At 37.7% G+C, this 17713-nt stretch carries 15 protein-coding genes; 7 read left to right on the top strand and 8 right to left on the bottom strand.

Annotated elements, in window-relative coordinates; genetic code table 11:
* Positions 1 to 29: 29 nt before the first annotated feature.
* Positions 30 to 467 carry a peptide-methionine (R)-S-oxide reductase MsrB gene (gene msrB, locus DRF61_RS15775; protein WP_174772328.1) on the bottom strand — a complete coding sequence of 146 codons (438 nt, stop codon included), beginning with the start codon at positions 465 to 467 and terminating at the stop codon, positions 30 to 32.
* A 154-nt stretch (positions 468 to 621) separates the two neighbouring features.
* Here msrB and DRF61_RS15770 point away from each other — a divergent pair, with 154 nt between their 5' ends.
* Both DRF61_RS15770 and DRF61_RS15765 read left to right on the top strand, forming a co-directional pair.
* Positions 622 to 1866 carry a DUF445 domain-containing protein gene (locus DRF61_RS15770; RefSeq protein ID WP_111959010.1) on the top strand — a complete coding sequence of 415 codons (1245 nt, stop codon included), beginning with the start codon at positions 622 to 624 and terminating at the stop codon, positions 1864 to 1866.
* A gap of 18 nt (positions 1867 to 1884) precedes the next feature.
* Positions 1885 to 2769 (top strand): hypothetical protein, encoded by an 885-nt coding sequence (locus DRF61_RS15765; RefSeq protein ID WP_111958754.1) that lies wholly within the window; start codon positions 1885 to 1887, stop codon positions 2767 to 2769.
* Between the two features lie 42 nt (positions 2770 to 2811).
* Here DRF61_RS15765 and DRF61_RS15760 read toward each other — a convergent pair whose 3' ends face one another.
* On the bottom strand, positions 2812 to 3849 hold the full coding sequence (locus tag DRF61_RS15760) for a quinone-dependent dihydroorotate dehydrogenase (protein WP_111958752.1): 1038 nt from the start codon (positions 3847 to 3849) through the stop codon (positions 2812 to 2814).
* 201 nt (positions 3850 to 4050) lie between these two features.
* Positions 4051 to 4746 (bottom strand): pseudouridine synthase, encoded by a 696-nt coding sequence (locus DRF61_RS15755; protein ID WP_111958750.1) that lies wholly within the window; start codon positions 4744 to 4746, stop codon positions 4051 to 4053.
* Between the two features lie 285 nt (positions 4747 to 5031).
* Here DRF61_RS15755 and DRF61_RS15750 point away from each other — a divergent pair, with 285 nt between their 5' ends.
* Both DRF61_RS15750 and DRF61_RS15745 read left to right on the top strand, forming a co-directional pair.
* Entirely contained in the window at positions 5032 to 6573 is a 1542-nt protein-coding gene (locus DRF61_RS15750) for a glycine--tRNA ligase (protein WP_111959008.1), read from the top strand.
* 304 nt (positions 6574 to 6877) lie between these two features.
* Positions 6878 to 8410, top strand: a complete 1533-nt coding sequence (locus tag DRF61_RS15745) for a hypothetical protein (RefSeq protein ID WP_111958748.1) — start codon at positions 6878 to 6880, stop codon at positions 8408 to 8410.
* Between the two features lie 23 nt (positions 8411 to 8433).
* Here the strand turns inward: DRF61_RS15745 and DRF61_RS15740 are convergent, their stop codons facing one another.
* Positions 8434 to 9759: a M48 family metalloprotease gene (locus DRF61_RS15740; RefSeq protein WP_228452686.1), complete on the bottom strand. Its 1326-nt coding sequence runs from the start codon at positions 9757 to 9759 to the stop codon at positions 8434 to 8436.
* Positions 9760 to 9860: 101 nt separating this feature from the next.
* Between DRF61_RS15740 and DRF61_RS15735 the strand changes: the two genes are divergently transcribed.
* Genes DRF61_RS15735 through DRF61_RS15725 form a run of 3 tightly spaced genes read left to right on the top strand, consistent with a single transcriptional unit; the run spans position 9861 to position 13177 of the window.
* Positions 9861 to 10994 (top strand): serine hydrolase domain-containing protein, encoded by a 1134-nt coding sequence (locus tag DRF61_RS15735; RefSeq protein ID WP_111958746.1) that lies wholly within the window; start codon positions 9861 to 9863, stop codon positions 10992 to 10994.
* Between the two features lie 5 nt (positions 10995 to 10999).
* Positions 11000 to 11611: a YdeI/OmpD-associated family protein gene (locus DRF61_RS15730; RefSeq protein ID WP_111958744.1), complete on the top strand. Its 612-nt coding sequence runs from the start codon at positions 11000 to 11002 to the stop codon at positions 11609 to 11611.
* 15 nt (positions 11612 to 11626) lie between these two features.
* Positions 11627 to 13177 (top strand): tetratricopeptide repeat protein, encoded by a 1551-nt coding sequence (locus DRF61_RS15725; RefSeq protein WP_111958742.1) that lies wholly within the window; start codon positions 11627 to 11629, stop codon positions 13175 to 13177.
* On the opposite strand, the gene DRF61_RS15720 is transcribed toward DRF61_RS15725, so the two are convergent.
* The 4 genes from DRF61_RS15720 to DRF61_RS15705 all read right to left on the bottom strand — a co-directional run bounded on the left by DRF61_RS15720 (position 13178) and on the right by DRF61_RS15705 (position 17281).
* Positions 13178 to 14089, bottom strand: coding sequence for a complement C1q domain-containing protein (locus tag DRF61_RS15720; RefSeq protein WP_146897159.1), 912 nt, complete (start codon positions 14087 to 14089; stop codon positions 13178 to 13180).
* Between the two features lie 8 nt (positions 14090 to 14097).
* A complete protein-coding gene (locus DRF61_RS15715; protein WP_111958738.1) occupies positions 14098 to 14910 on the bottom strand; it encodes a hypothetical protein in 813 nt (270 codons plus the stop codon).
* Positions 14911 to 14920: 10 nt separating this feature from the next.
* Entirely contained in the window at positions 14921 to 15781 is an 861-nt protein-coding gene (locus DRF61_RS15710; RefSeq protein ID WP_111958736.1) for a complement C1q domain-containing protein, read from the bottom strand.
* Positions 15782 to 16009: 228 nt separating this feature from the next.
* Positions 16010 to 17281, bottom strand: coding sequence for a Y-family DNA polymerase (locus tag DRF61_RS15705; RefSeq protein ID WP_111958734.1), 1272 nt, complete (start codon positions 17279 to 17281; stop codon positions 16010 to 16012).
* Positions 17282 to 17713: the final 432 nt, after the last annotated feature.

Here is a 17713-nt window from a genome sequence, read left to right as displayed (position 1 = left end):
ATTTTGTGAATTAAAGCTATATTTTTTGGCTAATCCGGAACAAATTCCAGGCTTACAGAATTCATACAATACCGCAGTCCCGTAGGTTTCGGACCATCATCAAAAACATGTCCGAGATGGGAGTCACACCGTTTGCAAAGCACTTCCACTCTTTCCATTCCATACGCAGTGTCTCTCTTGTAATAAACACCTTCTTTGTCTGCCTCGAAAAAGCTTGGCCATCCGCAGCTGCTCGCAAATTTTGAAGTAGAACGGAAAAGATGATTCCCGCAGACAGCACAATAATAATCACCGGTTTCATCAAATTCATTATACTTTCCGGTAAACGCTCTTTCTGTAGCAGCCTCTCTGGCAATAGCATATAAATCCGGGGTAAGGATCTTTTTCCATTCATCATTAGAAACATCAAGTTTTGAAGTATCGGTTCTGGAATAGTATGGATTATTTTTTGCTTCTTTATTTTCCATAGGAAAGGTTTTAATAGATTGGGTGTTCTGCAGACATGCCTGCAAAAAGGTTAATAATATGATGAAAACTAAAAATTTCATTCTACATTTTAGTCCTGAATTCCATCCTAGTTATAATGATGGTTTCATTACCAAATTTAGTAAATTTGAGAATATGAATGACGAAGCGAAAAGAAAACAACTGAGAAAATATAAAATGTTTGCCACCGGATTATTTGTACTGATGGCCGTTATTTTTATTGCCACTACCCTACTTCAGAAGTCGAATCCATCTCATTGGCTTGGCTATGTGAGGGCTTTTTCCGAGGCAGGAATGGTTGGAGCCTTAGCAGACTGGTTCGCTGTGACTGCTCTTTTCAGGCATCCGCTTGGGCTTCCTATTCCTCATACGAACCTCATCGAAAACAGTAAACAGAGGCTGGGTGATAATCTCGGCAGTTTTGTCGTGAGTAATTTTCTTTCGCCTCAAAATATTCGTCCGTATATCCAGAAGCTTAAAATTTCGAATTTCGTCGGAGAATGGCTTGGCAAAGAAAAAAGCCAGGAAATCCTGATCAGAAATCTTTCGGATATTGTTCTGGATATTCTCAATAAACTCGATGATACTTCTGTGAGCCAGTTTATCAGCAAGAAAGTTTCAGAAATGACGGATGATATCAAGCTTAATAAGGTGGTGGGAAATGGTATCAGTTATATCCTGGAAAAAAATGACCACCAGAGAATCGTTACCAATCTTTCCAAGCAGATCAAAGATTATATCATCGAAAATGATGAAATGATCAAAGAACGCGTACAGAAAGGAAGTTATTCATTCATCCCTTCTTTTGTTGACAATAAAATTGCAGATAAAATTGCCAGCGGACTTTCAGATTTTTTCAGGGAGATAGAAGAAGATCCTGACCATGAAATCCGAAATCTGATTACCCGGAAGATCCATGATTTTTCTACCGATCTGAAGGAAGATCCGAAATGGGATGATGAATTTAAAACCATCAAAAATGGCCTTCTGAAAAATGATAAACTTGATGAATACTCTAATGACATTTGGGTTTCCATTAAGAAAACTCTGATGAAGGAGTTACAGGATGACCAATCTTCTTTAAAAACCTACCTCACTAAAAACCTGAATGAATTTTCCGAAAATTTAAAAACGGATGAAAATCTTCAGAATAAGATAGATCATTGGGTTCGGGTGACTGCTTATAAATATATTCTTAAAAACACTCATCAGTTCGGAAACCTCATCAGTTCCACCGTAGGAAACTGGCAGGGCAAAGAGCTAAGCGAGAAACTGGAGCTGGAAGTGGGAAAAGACCTGCAGTTTATCCGGGTCAATGGAACGCTTGTTGGAGGACTTGTCGGCCTGATCATCTACACCATCGCCAATTTCTTCCTCTAAAAACTATCAAAACCAACCATGAAAAAACTATTTATCATTTTGCTATTTCCTCTTTTTGCGCTTTGTTTCTGTCAAAAAGTTGAATTAAAAGCAGTAACAGATTCCTCACAGATCTTCAAAGGGGAAATTTCGGGAGTTCCGGTTACCATGCAGCTTAATTACACTGGAATTGTTGACTGTAACCAGTACCAGCATTTTGTAGACGGATGGTACTATTACGACAAATATCAGAAGAAAATTCCACTAACAGGAATTTATGATTTGGGGGTGCTCTATCTCTATAATTTTGGAAACAGACATAAATATTATGCAAAAGAATTAAGGAAAGCTATCACTTCTCCGCGTAAAGTGGAAAAAACAGACAGCATTGCCCGCTTTTTAAAACCTAAGGAGTCCCTTTTATTTGAAAGAAGTGATAAAAAACAGAATGTTTCCGGGACTTTCTATATGGGAAAACAGTCACAACCGGCTAAATTATATACCAGCAATCCAATGATCTACCGGTATAACAATTATTTACTTCTTCCTGGCAATAAGAAGCTCAATACTTTTGATTTCATGAATAGGCTGGGGGGAAATACATTATTATCAACAGCCGCTTATAGTATAGGAAATAGAATATTGCTTTATTTTGAAAACTTGTCCAATTTTAATTTTTGCGGAATGTGTGGAGCCAGTGATGGTGAAAAAGGATACAGGGTTTTGTATTTTACCAAGAACTGGAATTATAAAAACTATGAAGAATTTCTTACTGAAAGTTGCCTTGAAGGAATATCTGAAACACAAAAGGTAAAAACCAAAAATGCTAATATACTACAGTTTAATATTAAAAAATCATATAATAATCCTCCTTATATTCTGACAGTGGATATAAAAAATGCTTCTGTTTCCAAATCAAAGTAACAAAATCAAAAATAAAAAGAGAGCTTCTCAACTCTCTTTGTCTTATCTTGGAAGCCTGCCGGCTCTTTTTAAAAGTTCTTTATTGATGTTATTGATCAGTTCCGGACCTTCGTAGATAAATCCGGTGTAAAGCTGTACCAGACTTGCTCCTGCATCCAGTTTCTCTATTGCATCTTTTGCACTATGAATTCCTCCTACTCCAATGATCGGGAAAGCTCTGTTGCTTTTATCGGAAAGATATTTGATCATTTTTGTACTTCTTTCACGGATAGGTTTTCCACTCAATCCACCATTTCCTATTTCTGCTAAAGCCTCTGGTGAAGTTTTTAAGCCTTCCCGGTTGACAGATGTATTGGAAACAATGACTCCGTCAATTTTTGTCTCTGCAATCAATTCGACAATTTCATCTAACTGGTTGTTATTAAGATCCGGAGCGATTTTCAGTAATATAGGTTTCTGTACAGATTTCGATTGATTGATTTTCTTTACTGCTGTAATCAGCTCACGCAGATATTCCACATCTTCCAGTTTGGCGTGGCTTCCCACATTCGGACAGCTTACATTCAGGACGAAATAATCTACATGGGGATGAAGGCCTTCAAAACAGTCCAGATAATCCTGGGTATAGTTTTCTGGGCTTGTATTGGTGTTTTTTCCGATATTTCCACCGATGATTATTTTCCCTTTATTTCCTTTGAGTTTTTCTATAGCAGCTTCAAGACCATCATTGTTAAAACCCATTCTGTTGATAATTCCACCATCTTCAATGAGACGGAATAATCTCTTCTTAGGATTTCCTGCCTGAGCTTTTGGTGTTACGGTTCCGATTTCTACAAATCCGAAACCAAGATCACCCAACTCATTGAACAAGACCGCATTTTTATCAAAACCCGCAGCCAACCCTACAGGATTTTTAAATTTCAATCCGAAAACTTCTCTTTCCAGTCGCTTGTCTTCAATAGGTTTGGGCAAAAATAATTTGGTAAGAAATCCAAAATTTTTAAGCATTGAAAATGTAAAATGATGAACTTCTTCGGGATCAAATTTAAAGAGAATGGGTCTGATGATACTTTTGTACATTGAAAAAAAGTTTTACAAAAATACTCAATTTAAAATTAATGTTCAGCTAACCTATGATATTTTATCAAATTGTTTTATAAACACCATCTATAAAACACAATAGTTTTTATCCTTGTCAAGGTTTAAAACCTTGACAAGGATATTTCCTAGAAACTTGCTCTATAACATAGAAAGTTTATTAATACAATCTTTGCGTTTAACTTAAGAATACGAACTTAAATCGAAATTCAAAATATCACCTACTCTTTTGAACTCATCATCTATAGTGGCATTTACCGTAATTTTTTCGTTAGAAATAGGATGATTAAAAATTAATTGATGGGCGTGAAGTGTCATTTTGTTGATGTCAAATGTTTGGAGCCACAATTTATTCTGTTTATTGCAACCGTGTTTCCGACAACCTAAAATCGGATGCAGAATATGTTTAAAATGTTTTCTCAACTGATGAAATCTTCCCGTTTCAGGAATGGCTTCTACCAGACAATATCTGGAAGTCTGATGTTTTAAAAAAGGTAAATTGATTTCTGAAGTCTGTAAACGGCGATAATAAGTGATTGCATTCTGCTTAACTTCATTTTCATTAATCAAATCGTAATCAATCGTTTCTTCTTCTTTTGCCCATCCACGAAGAATTGCTATGTATTTCTTTTCAACTTCCCGTGATGCAAACTGATCGCTCATCGTTCTCAATGTTTCTTTATCTAAAGTGAACAGCAAAACACCTGAAGTTTTTCGGTCTAACCGATGTACAGGAAAAACTTTTTGTCCAATCTGTTTCTTCAACTCCTGAATGGCATACGTATCGGCTTCTCCCGCATAAAAAGATTTATGAACCAGTAATCCGCTGGGTTTGTTGATGGCAATAAGATGCTCGTCGCGATAAAGAATTTCTAACATGGGACAAAAGTAGAAATTTTATACTGATTTAGCCCTGATGGCAGCGGCATCCTTTTGCAAAGCAAAAGATACAGCGGACAGCAGGTTCCCGGCTCCTTAAAAATTGCATGAAACTTCGCGCTGTTACCTGCTTTATTTTTTCATTTCCACGAAGGTTTATAATGTATAGTATAATTGGAAAATTGGATAAACACCTATTTTTTCGGTTAATACACTCTTTTTTTACTGAATTCCATGATTTTGGAATCCAAATTCATATTTTTGCACATCAGACGTAAAAAAATTATGGCAAAGCAAGAAGATGTTTTCAAGAAAGTGATTTCTCACGCTAAAGAATATGGTTTTATTTTCCCTTCCAGTGAGATCTATGACGGTTTATCCGCTGTTTATGATTATGGACAGAACGGTGCCGAATTAAAAAACAATATCAAACAGTATTGGTGGAAAGCTATGGTACAGCTTAACGAAAATATTGTCGGCATTGATTCGGCGATCCTTATGCACCCTACCACATGGAAGGCATCGGGCCACGTAGACGCTTTCAACGATCCATTGATTGACAATAAAGATTCTAAAAAACGTTTCAGAGCGGATGTTTTGGTAGAAGATTACTGTGCTAAAATTGAAGACAAAGAGAATAAAGAAATTGAAAAGGCCGCGAAAAGATTCGGTGATGCTTTCGATAAAGATCAATTTGTTGCAACGAATCCAAAGATTCTTGAATACAGAGCAAAAAGAGAAGCTATTCTTTCAAGACTGGCAAAATCTCTTGAAAATGAAGATCTTGCTGATGTAAAAGCCTTAATTGAAGAACTGGAAATTGCTGATCCGGATACCGGTTCTAAAAACTGGACGGAAGTAAGACAGTTTAACCTGATGTTCGGAACTAAATTAGGTGCTTCTGCAGATTCTGCGATGGATCTTTATCTAAGACCGGAAACGGCTCAGGGTATCTTCGTTAACTTCCTGAATGTACAGAAGACTTCACGTCACAGACTTCCTTTTGGTATTGCTCAAATTGGTAAAGCATTCAGAAATGAGATTGTTGCCAGACAGTTTATCTTCAGAATGCGTGAATTTGAACAAATGGAAATGCAGTTTTTTGTAGCTCCGGGAACTGAACTTGAGTTCTATGAGCAGTGGAAAACAAAACGCCTGAACTGGCACCTCGCTTTAGGTTTAGGTGATGACAACTACAGATTCCACGATCACGAAAAACTGGCTCACTATGCGAATGCAGCAGCTGATATTGAATTTAACTTCCCATTCGGATTTAAAGAACTGGAAGGTATTCACTCCAGAACGGATTTCGATTTAAAAGCTCATGAGGAATTTTCAGGAAGAAAACTTCAGTTCTTCGATCCTGAAAGAAATGAAAACTATGTCCCTTATGTTGTGGAAACATCGGTAGGTTTAGACAGATTATTCCTTTCTATCTTCTCTCACTGTCTGAAAGACGAAGTATTGGAAGATGGTTCAGAAAGAACGGTTTTATCTTTACCTCCGGCTTTAGCACCAATTAAAGCGGCCATTCTTCCATTGATGAAAAAAGATGGTCTTGCGGAATACGCAGAAAAGATTTTCAATGATCTGAAATATGATTTCAACTTATTCTACGAAGAAAAGGATGCCATCGGAAAACGTTACAGAAGACAGGATGCCATCGGTACTCCTTACTGTATCACCATCGACCATGATTCTTTAACGGATCATACGGTAACGATAAGAGACCGGGATACAATGCAGCAGGAAAGAGTTCCTGTATCCGAATTAAGAAGGATCATCGACGAGAAAACAAACTTCAGAAATTTACTTTCTAAACTATAGACTCAAGCCCCATTTGGGGCTTTTTTATTGTTATTTATTAGCATAAACATCTATTTTAAAAACCTCGCACAGATTGGGCAAATGACGCTGATTCTTTCGAATCTGCAGAGAAGATACTTACAATACAAACCTTATAGGTCTTGAAGACCTATAAGGTTTTTCATATTCAGAAAAGCTCAGCATCATATACTTTCTTCATCAGACAAAATTTTCCTGCTTCTCTGTTTTATTTAGAATATTAATAAAGAAAATGAAACTTGTCCGGTGTATGTCTTAATTTATTATTTTTGGAAAAATAATAATTATGAAAAAAATATATTTTCTGCTCTTTGGATTGTTCCAGACTTTATCCTATTCCCAGACACAAGACCTTACAACACTCGCAGCCGGTGATCATGTAGGCATGAATGCCCTGTTCGATGATAAAGATAATCTTTATGGCTACGTCTCTCTTTATTCTTACGGAAAAGCAGGCGATAAGACTAAGAAATTCGAATATGTAATTTTGGACAAAAACCTTAACCCCGTTGCCAACAAAGAATTTGAAGGAGATATTACAGCAGGCTCTTACCTTGGTTATGTTGATTTTAAGGGACAAATCATTTTGAAACCTTCCATGATGGATTATTCCCTGGTAAAAAGCAGGGAGGTCTTCACACCGGTTTCTATGGTAATAGATCCGAAAACCAATACTATTAAGAGAAAAGTGTACTATGATTATTTAGAGGATGGTACTTTCAAAGAGATCAACGAGCCCAAAAACTGGAAAGCACAACGCAAAGAAAACCGTGAGGAGAAAAAAGAAAAGGGCTACAACTATGTTTCGGCTGTGGGAGAAGTGAAAGAAGGTGGTTATTTTGCCATAGAATATAAAGACTATGGAAAATATGTGAACAGCAACAGCATTATTAAATTCGACGATAATAAAAAGGAGCTTTGGAGATACAAATACAATACGGACGGGAATAAAAAAGTATTCTCCACATTATCCGTTCTGGAAAGAGATGAGAACTATATGTACTGCATCATGAAAAAGGTGGATGATGATAAAAAATCTTTCAGCCTTGTTGTAATTGATATGAAAACAGGAAAAGAGGCTGCCAATAAACCTGTCACCGGGCTTTCCGATACAACTATCGACCTCATCGACAGTTTCTCTCTGGGCTATGGCAGCAGTCTTGACAATGATAAAACATTTGACGACAAGATTGTTCTACTGGGAAGAAATTTCGCCAAATATGATTTTATAGGCTATGCCAGAATGATGGTCAACAAATCTGATTTTACCGTAGACACGAAAGAGATCAATTTCAAGCCGGACTTTGCATCATTCCTTCCGAAAATCAATGCCAACGGAATGGTAGAAAGCGGCTATATGCTTCAGACCAAGGATATGTATTTTATGAATGACGGAAGCGTTGGGATCCTTACTGAAAAATACAAACCGGCCGGCCAATATAACGCCCCTAAAACGACCGATTTAGTTTATATTTATACGGATAAAGATTTCAAGATCAAAAATATCAAGGTTTTTGAAAAGGAAAAAACGAAATGGGTGAACAGCGATTATCTTTTCTCCCAGTACCTCAACGGCGGGAAAGATGTTGTTTTCTTCTACCGCGACTACCAGAAAGATGAAGTTACCAAACAGAAAAAATGGAATCTTTTCATCAACACGGTTATAGATGGAAAGTTCAAGCAGGAAATCATTCCTATTTCTGAGAAAGACAATTATGCCGTTACACCGTATGTTGGAAAAGAAGGCTATATCCTTCTCCGGGAGTACAACGAAAAAGAAAAATTCAATAAGATTCGCTTAGAAAAACTGAATTACTAAAAAATAGGAATCCTGATGGTGCATCAGGATTCTTTTATTTGGTAGCTGCTCTGGTAAAAATCTGCTATATTTTTAATGTCATCAAGGCTTAGATTCCACATAAAGTTCAGGAACTGCTGATAGCTTTCACTTTGATTTTTAGGTTCAATCCTGTCCAGATAACGGTTCAGGTTGTAATTTTTCCGGGCTTCATATATTTTTGAAAAGCATTTGCCCAGCCAGCCTTTATAATATTTTTCCTCTTCGCCGTCCTGCAGGAACTGCATGGCTACATAAATCCCCAGTCCATAATCTTCGGAATGAAAATAATTGGGAAGGATTTCCATTCTGGCCATTTTCTTTAGGGTTGTAAAGGTCTCAGAGGCTTTTTCCGGTTCTGCAGATGTTTTCAGCTCAGTGAATGTTTTTTTGAGTCTTTCAATTCTCCTGGACATTTCAGGATGGGATGCCAGGGAATCTTTATCCAGCTTCTCTTTGTAAAAATTATAATTATACAGTGAGAAATCTTCTTTTTTCATCCACTTTTCATTGAAAGCCTGCTTGGGAAGATCAAAAAGCTTTTTATAGGTTTCCACTTTTAATTCACGGGGAGAGATCGTATCGAAATCCTGCAACCGTTGAAGGACATTGACGAATTCAGCTTTCTTAAAATCACTGCTCTTAAAGATCACATACCCCAGCGAATCGGCCTTCATTTCCTGTTTTCTTCTTTCCACCCCTTTTTTATAAGCGCGGTTTTTAAGGATATCAAAGGCCTTCTGATTTTGGCTATGGCTGCGTTTTTCCGTTGTTTCCTTTAAACTCTGAACCGTTATTTTATCTAGTTGATTCTGTTCAATAATGCTTAAAAATGTTTTAAGTGAGTGTTCATCAAGTTTATGTCCAAGCTCATGAGTGATGACGGCAGCAATCTGATCTTCGCTGTTTAGCCAGTTGTAGAGGCCCATATTGATCACGAAAGTACCGTCTGCAAGGCAATAAGCATTAGGAGTATTGTCCCTCGCCACCAAAATTTTCAGATCCTGGGGAATATTCGGATTGTTTTTTTTGAGGCGCTGGATCAGGCTTTTTATTTCAGTTTCAAATTCAGACTTGAAAATAAAATCTTTGTTTTTCACCTGTTTCTCAAAATCAGTCCCGAATTCCTTGTAAATCCTGGACAGTTCTGTCCCTGTCTTCCCAGAATACTGCGATTTTAATTTTTTAATAAAAACCTCGTTATTTCCGGCAAAACTTTTTAAAAATTCTTTTCTCTGTAAATAGTCTGCGGTGTCAATCATTTTATAGGTCTGGGCAGCTCCCATCACTGAAAAAATGAAAAACACGAATACAATAAGTTTTCTGGTCATATTTTTCATCATTAATCGCAAAAATAGTTTATTTACCGTTTCTTTCTCATTTTCTTATCAAAATTATTATAAATTTGTTTGAGACTGATACTCATGATCATATGAAGGTATTAAAATATGTAATAGGCGGAGCAGCCTTAGGTGCAGCTGCAGTTTATCTTTTGGGATACGATTATTTATTCAGCGGAATTTCCAAAACGTATCTTAAAGGAAAATCAAGCGCCTATATTGACGATGGGAAACTTTTTCCCGGAAACTTCATCGCTACGAAAGAGCCGGAACTGTGGGCGGAAGACCCTGAATACAATCATAAGGAACTCCCGGGCAATGTAATTGAAAATTTAAAACATTCCAAAACAGCTGCCTTTGTTGTCATAAAAAATGGCAAGATCCTTCATGAGCAGTATTGGGACGGCTATAATCAGCTTTCACCGACCAATTCTTTTTCCATGGCAAAGGCTGTTACTGTCATGCTGCTAGGAAAAGCTCTGGAAGAAGGTATCATTAAAAATATGGATGAAAAACTTTCTGATTTTCATCCTGAATTTAAAGAAAAACAATTCGGAAGCAATGTCACGCTTAAAAATTTAGCCCAAATGGAAGCAGGGCTTGACTGGGATGAAAATTACAATAATCCTTTTCTGCCGAATGCAAAAGCCTATTATGGCAAAGATCTGATTAAAGCAGTTTTTTCGAGAAGGTTTAAAGAAGAACCCGGCACCCGGTATGAATACCAGAGCGGCTCTACCCAGCTCCTCGGATTTGCTTTGAAAAAAGCCCTGAATCAGACTTTAGCAAGTTATTTATCCGAAAAATTCTGGATCCCGATGGGAATGGAACAGAATGCCTCATGGAGCACGGATAATTACGGGATGGAAAAAACATACTGCTGCATCCATTCCAATGCAAGAGATTATGCGAAGCTGGGACAGCTGTTTCTAGATGACGGGAAGGTGGGAGATCATCAGATCCTTAACAGGGATTTTATAGAGCAGATGAGAACACCTACGGAAAAATCTGAAGAGATCTACGGAATGGGGCTCTGGATCAACCATGATAATCCTATCAAACATTATTATTTTCTGGGACTGCAGGGACAATATATTATTATGGTTCCCGAACACAATATGGTCATTGTAAGAACCGGAAGCTACAGAAATAACCCTAAAAATGACAGGGGAAGACCGGATCAGGTAAAATTTCTTGTCAACGAAACCGTATCATTATTTCAGTAAAAACTATGGAAAATTATCATGTAAAAGTCGATGAGTACATTGAGAAATCTCCGGATTTTGCAAAACCTATTTTAAATTATCTCAGGGAAACTATTCATGAATGCTGTCCTGAGGCAGAAGAAGCTATAAAATGGAAGTTTCCTACCTTCATGTATAAAGGAAAAATACTTTGCTCTATTACTTCTTTCAAACTGTATTGCAGCCTCGGATTCTGGCTGCACCAGGAGATGAAAACTTTAAAGGAAATAGAAACAACAGCCGAAAGAAGTTCAATGTTCAGCTTAGGCAAGCTCACCAAAATGGAAGACCTGCCTTCAAAACCTCAGCTTAAAAAGGCGATTAAAGAAGCGATGGAACTTACAGATATGGGGGTTACCATGAAAAAAGCAGCACCCTCCAAAGTGGAAACGGAAATTCCTGATTATTTTCAAAATGCCTTGAATAAAAATAAAGATGCCTTGGCCGTTTTTGAGAAAAAATCGCCTTCTTTCAGGAAAGAATATATCAGCTGGATCACTGAAGCAAAAACTGAAGTAACCAGAAACAAAAGAATGGAACAATCTTTGGAATGGCTAGCCGAAGGAAAATCCAGAAACTGGAAATACGAAAAAAAGTAAACACAACAAAAACAGATGAAAAAAAAAATTATATTCTTTCTCTTCCTTATATTTTCACATTCCCTATTCTCTCAACACTTTGATTTTGAGAGACAATATAAATACGCACGGTCACTGACCTCTAAAAATCCGGACAGCTCGGAAATTGTCCTGAATACCATCATAGATTCTGCCCAGAGAAAAAATCAGCCTAATTATATTGCTAAAGCTTATTATCTGAAATCGTTCAACAGCTATCTAAGATCGGATGCCAAGGGAAGTCTTGATTTTGCTGAAAAAGCACTGAAAATCGCTACAGAAAACAATTATGCCCCTGGAAAGGCGCTTGCCTACAGGATGCAGGGAACACAGTATGCAAAACTCGGACTGTTAAAAGAAGCTTCAGAAAGCTTAAATAAAGGGTTGTCCGAAATAAAAAACGAAAACACGGATGAAGGACATGAGCTGAAAGGAATGATCTACAATTCTTTTCTGATCCTTTTTAATCAGAATGAATATCAAAAAAAAGAATCTTATTCTAAAAATGCAGTCCGGGAATTTCAGCAGATCAAAAATATTCCGAGAAGAAATGAGCTTCTGGTTTCGGCATACACTAACCTGGGTTATAATTTATCAGAAGTTAAAAAGTTTGAAGAAGCCCAGTCTTTTTTCGCGAAGGCTCTTGCCCTGGTTGGGAATGATAATTATTATCTGAGATCCAATATTCTCCATGATATCGGATTCTCATATTCACAGCAGAATAAACAGGACAGTGCTGTTTCATATTTTCAAAAGGCTTTAAAAATTGCCAATAAATATGGTTTTACGGAAAAGAAAATAGAGATTACAAAAAATCTTGAGGAAGCCTACAAAAAATTGAAGGATCCTGAAAATGTTCAGAAATATAAATTAGAGAACCTTGAATTAAAAGACAGCATTGCCTACAATCAGAAAATGGCCGTCAATAAAACCCTTACCCAAAAGGAAGAGAATTTCGACAGCCAGCTGGTTAAAAGCCACAGCCTCTCAAAGGGTCTGATTGCAGCCTGTATCATGCTGCTTCTCGTTTTGGGAACAGTTATTTTTAATATGATCAGCCTCCAAAAAAAACACAAAAAAACTGTAACTCAAATTTATCAGCAGGGAATTACCCCCGTTGCATACGAAGAGGATCCTCATGAGGCTGAAGATCAATCGGGAAACAGCATTCCGGCTGATATAAAAATTTCACCTGAAGCAGAGGAACATATTTTAGCAGGCTTAAAGGCCTTCGAAGAGAGCTTTGGCTTTAACAACAAAAATATTTCACGTTATAATATATCGAATACCCTGAATGTGAATACAAAATATCTGTCTGCTGTAATCAGGAAGCACAAAAATTTCAATTTCAATCAATACATCAATCATCTGAGGATCAATTATATTGTTGACAAGTTAAAAAATGATCCTCAATACCGTAAATACAAGATCAATCATCTTGCAGAAATCACAGGATACTCCTCTCACAGTGCATTCTCTCTTGAATTCAAAAAAATAACAGGAATACACCCTTCTGCATTCATCAAAGCTCTGGAAGGAATATCGTAATTACTGTTCCGCTATGGTCAGGTTGTTATAGCCTCCCGTATTATTCAGTGAGAAGCCTGCTGTATTTAAGCCATTTAAATTGAACCAGATATAAGGCATCAAACGTTGTCCTGTAGTCATATAAAAGGAAGCTGTACAGTTACTTCCTGCATCAATATTCCCGTTGCTGTTTGAAGACATGGTATTCACACACTTCACGGTATTTACAATATTTGCCGGAAGTACTCCTGCTGTATTGTCATACAGCTGCCAGATCGCTTCTATTTGTATTGGATTCAAAGGATCTGTCGTATAATTAATAGCAAGAGGAGCCAGATCTGTAGTAAAAGAAGCTACATAAACTCCGTTCCGGGGTGCTGTAAAAATTCCCGTCGCAGCATTGAAATTGTTTCCGGAATTACTCTCAAAAGCTTTCGTCCAGCCTACCAGGTAATTGCTGGCGCGGTTCTGAAGACCTGTTGTAACTGCTGCTGCCGGGGTTACCAACTTTACAGTGTTATCCGTTTTTGCAGCAATAACAATGACCTTATTAACGGCTGGTTGGGCAGTAAGCAAGGGCAGCCATTCATTTCCGTTAGAATATTCCATTCCGCTATTGTAGCGAACGGCACCTTCGTCTGCCGTTGCTGCCGTAAGTGAAGAAGTTCCGAAACCGATTGCTCCGTCCCCTGAATTTCTGGCATCTACTTTTACAGTCGGGCTGTGTGTTCCCGCTCCTACTCTTCCTGCGCTTGTAATCAAAACATCATTAGCCTGCTGGGCAGGTGTAAATGAAGATCCTGATACGGGATTGTCCTTTTGCCCATCGGTATGAAGGATTCCTGCTGGGTTCGGTGTATTAACTCCAACCTGTGAAAATGCAAAATTGAAGCTTAAGGCTAAAATTATTATTAAATATCTTTTTTTCATCATTCCTGTTTTTATAATCCGAAAATACTTAGAGAAGTCAGTGAACCGTCCGTATCTAATGTTTTTGCAGTTCCTAAAGCCTGATTGAGGCTCACCGTAATATTATCTCCTTTGTTAAGGTTGAAAATCCCGGAGCAGTTTCCCGCAACACGGTTGGAAAGGGAATTCGTTCCCGGATAGCTTCCGACACATTTGAAGACCTTATTGGTTGTTGAAGAGGTGGAATTGGTTTGAATCAGGGTCTCATAACGTGAATCATTGGCAATAGTCCCTGAAGCCAGTGAAAATGTAAAAGAGACAATATATACTCCGGTTTTGGAAGCAATAAAAATTCCCGTCCCTGAATTAAAACTGCCATTAACATCTGTTTTTTTTGTCCAGTTAGTAACGGCTGCCTGTGTTCCACTGGTAAAACTTTGTGTTGAAAAGTTTTCTGCATCCACAAAATCATTGGTGGCTTTATGTGCCAGTGTGACCCATGAGGTTCCATTGGAGTAACTTAAGTCCTGTGTTCCGGTATTGTACCTCATCGCACCTGCTTTTGCTGCAGAAGCAGTCTGTGATGTTCCGCCAATACCTATAGCATTGACGTGTTCACCAGATCTTAAATCCAATCTTACTTTGGGTGATTTTGTTCCAGCCCCCATATTTCCTGAAAAAGTAACGACTACATCATCATAATAGCTTGACGGAACTGCCGAAGCTGTATTTTTCTGTCCGTCTACATGAAGGATTGCTTCGGGAGCAGACATATTGATTCCTATCTGTGCCTTAATTAATAGACTTCCACCTATCATTAAGGCAATTGCTAATCTTTTTTTCATATCAAGTGTGTTATTGTTCTACAATGGAAAGATTTACAAAACCGTACTCATTACTAGCCGGTGTGATATCTGTCCGCAGGCTTAAACTTCCGTTATAGACCGACTGGTAAATATGTGGCTGGAAAGTATCTCCTTTATTGAGCTGTACGCCGGCCACGCATGAACCTGCAATCTGTGCCTGTTTTGAAGTATTCGAAAAAGATTTTACACATTTTTTAACGACAGTGTTCCCGTTCACAACATATCTTGCTTCGGAAAAATATCCTGAAGCAAGGGCGACTCTTACAAAGTCATATGTAAAAGAGATTAAGTAAACACCGGTTCTTGGCGCTGTGAAAATGCCCGTTGCGGGAGTGAAATTAGCAGTAGGGTCAGAAATTTCCGTCCATCCGGAAATTCCTGTAGAAACCTGATAAGGAACTTTAACTGCAAAATTAGCTGCCTGAAGGTTAGCTACTACAACAGCTTTTGTAGGCGAAGAAATAAGATCCTGCCAGACAATTCCGTCTGAATACTGCATTTTCCCACCATTAAACGGATTATACCTCATCGCTCCTGAACCTGCCACAGATGCTGCCTGGGTAGTCTCTCCTATCCCAATAGAATTGTCTGCATTATTAGCGGACCGGGCGTCTATTTTTACTGCGGGAGCAAGGGTTCCCACGCCTATTTCTCCGTTGGCAGTGAATACCACATCATTAGCTGCCTGGGCAGCAGTTGGAATTCCGGAGGCAGGATTATCTTTGGCACCGTCGGTATGCAGTACGGCTTGAGGACTTGATGTATTAATACCAACTTGAGCATTGGCAAAACTCATCAAAAAGCATCCTCCAGCCACTACACTTTTCATCATTGTGTTTATTTTTTTCATGTAATTTGTGGTTTTTAGAATGTGAAAATTCCTTTGCAAAGATAGATTGAAGTGAATCACCTGTACAATACACAGATTAACTGAATAAACTTAACTAACTGATAACTATAGTGTTAGAAATATTTAAACAATATCAAAATTCGGAATTTTAATAAATTATGATGACAAAGTTTCAAAAACCGGCATTTTTTTTACCGGAAAATAGATTTATTAGAAATTTTTAAAACATTAGTGAAACCTGAAATTGGCTTCAGGAAGTGTATTGTTTTTTAAGAAAGCTTCGTATTCCGGAGAAAGTTTAGCCCGCCCGAATGTATTCTCTCCGCTCATGCTTCCGAGACGTACTTTATCTTTCCCGAATTTTTTATTCATGGCATCCATTGCTCTCATAACGGGAAGATGTTGGTTTTGGGTATCTTCTTCAAAGAGGCTGATCAGTCTTTCGTTTTCAGGAACGAAATCATTGACGATAACCCCTGCTCTTTTGTAATGGAACCCTTCTCTGTAAATAGCCTCAAAAAGCTCGTTCACTACCCTACCTATCAAAATAGAGGAATTCGTAGGATTAGGAAGGACTTGCGTCATTGCATTTTTATATTCCGGAAGATCTTTTCTGAAACGATTGGTCTGGACAAAAACGGTAACCATTCTGCAGCATGTATTTTGCTTACGGAGTCTTTCGGAGCAATACATCCCAAAGGTTTCCACACGTTCCCGGACTTCTTCTTTTTTGGTAAGCATTTCCATAAAGCTTCGGGTAACTGCTATTGACTTTTTAGGCGATGGACTGTCTAATTCGAGCTGGCGGATCCCTTTCAGCTCATTGATCATTCTTACTCCGTGGATCCCCATGATTTTCCGAACCCATATTTCGGGTTTCTGAAGGAGATCCCAGGCTTTATAAACACCACTGTCATTCATTTTTGCTGCAAGTTTACGCCCTATTCCCCAGACATCACCTATGTTGAGCCATTTCAGAGCTTTTTCAATTTTTTCAGGAGTATCGAGGGTATAAACACCTTCAAACTTATCCGGAAATTCTTTTACGATCCTGTTGGCGACTTTACAAAGCGTTTTGGTAGGAGCAATGCCTATGCTTACAGGAATACTTTCCTGATTTTTGATGTCATTTTTGATCTTAAGGCAATAATCCCGGATATCTATATATTTAAAGCCTGAAAGCTCCAAAAAAAGCTCATCAATACTGTAAACTTCATATTCCAGGACGTATGATCTTGAGATTTCAATAACCCGCTGGCTTTTGTAATTATAGAGCTCAAATTTTGCGGAGAAACTTTTTACATCATGCTGCTTGAAAAGGTCTTTATATTTGAAAGCAGGAGCTGCCATAGGAATCCCCAGATCTTTTGCTTCTTTACTTCTGGACACTACGCATCCGTCATTATTGGAAAGCACCACAACAGCTTTTCCCTCAAGAGACGGGTCCAGAGTTCTCTCGCAGGAAACAAAAAAATTGTTGCAATCTACTAAAGCATACATGACAGGGTACTGATAATTTTAATGTAAAATTACATTTAAAAAACCAATTATTCTGTTTTATTTTAAAATCAACAGCACATTTAACAAACTGAATATGATATAGTTAATCTATTTCAAACACGTCAAGTTTTGTCGCATTAAAGCTTTACTAGGCTCTGAAGGCTACTATTTCTGACTTCGAACATTTCAGCAAAATGATTTTATATTTGAACTTAAATTACCGGGTCGCAAAAAACCGAATCACTGAGTTTGTACATTAAATTTTGAAATACCGTATATTATTGGGGTATAAGGTTGTATGAAAATTTTTATATTTAAAATATATTTTTATTTAGAGCCTGTTTAAAAAAGTATAAAAATTTTTGTTAGGCGGTTTTCAGAAGTTGGATATTTGAAAAAAAAAAATGCAATACCCAACTGATCTGACTGAAA

The organism is Chryseobacterium lathyri, from assembly GCF_003290185.1.
Classification (GTDB): Bacteria; Bacteroidota; Bacteroidia; order Flavobacteriales; family Weeksellaceae; genus Chryseobacterium; species Chryseobacterium lathyri.
The sequence above is the reverse complement of the archived record's forward strand: the minus strand, read 5'-3'. Positions and strand labels throughout refer to the sequence as shown.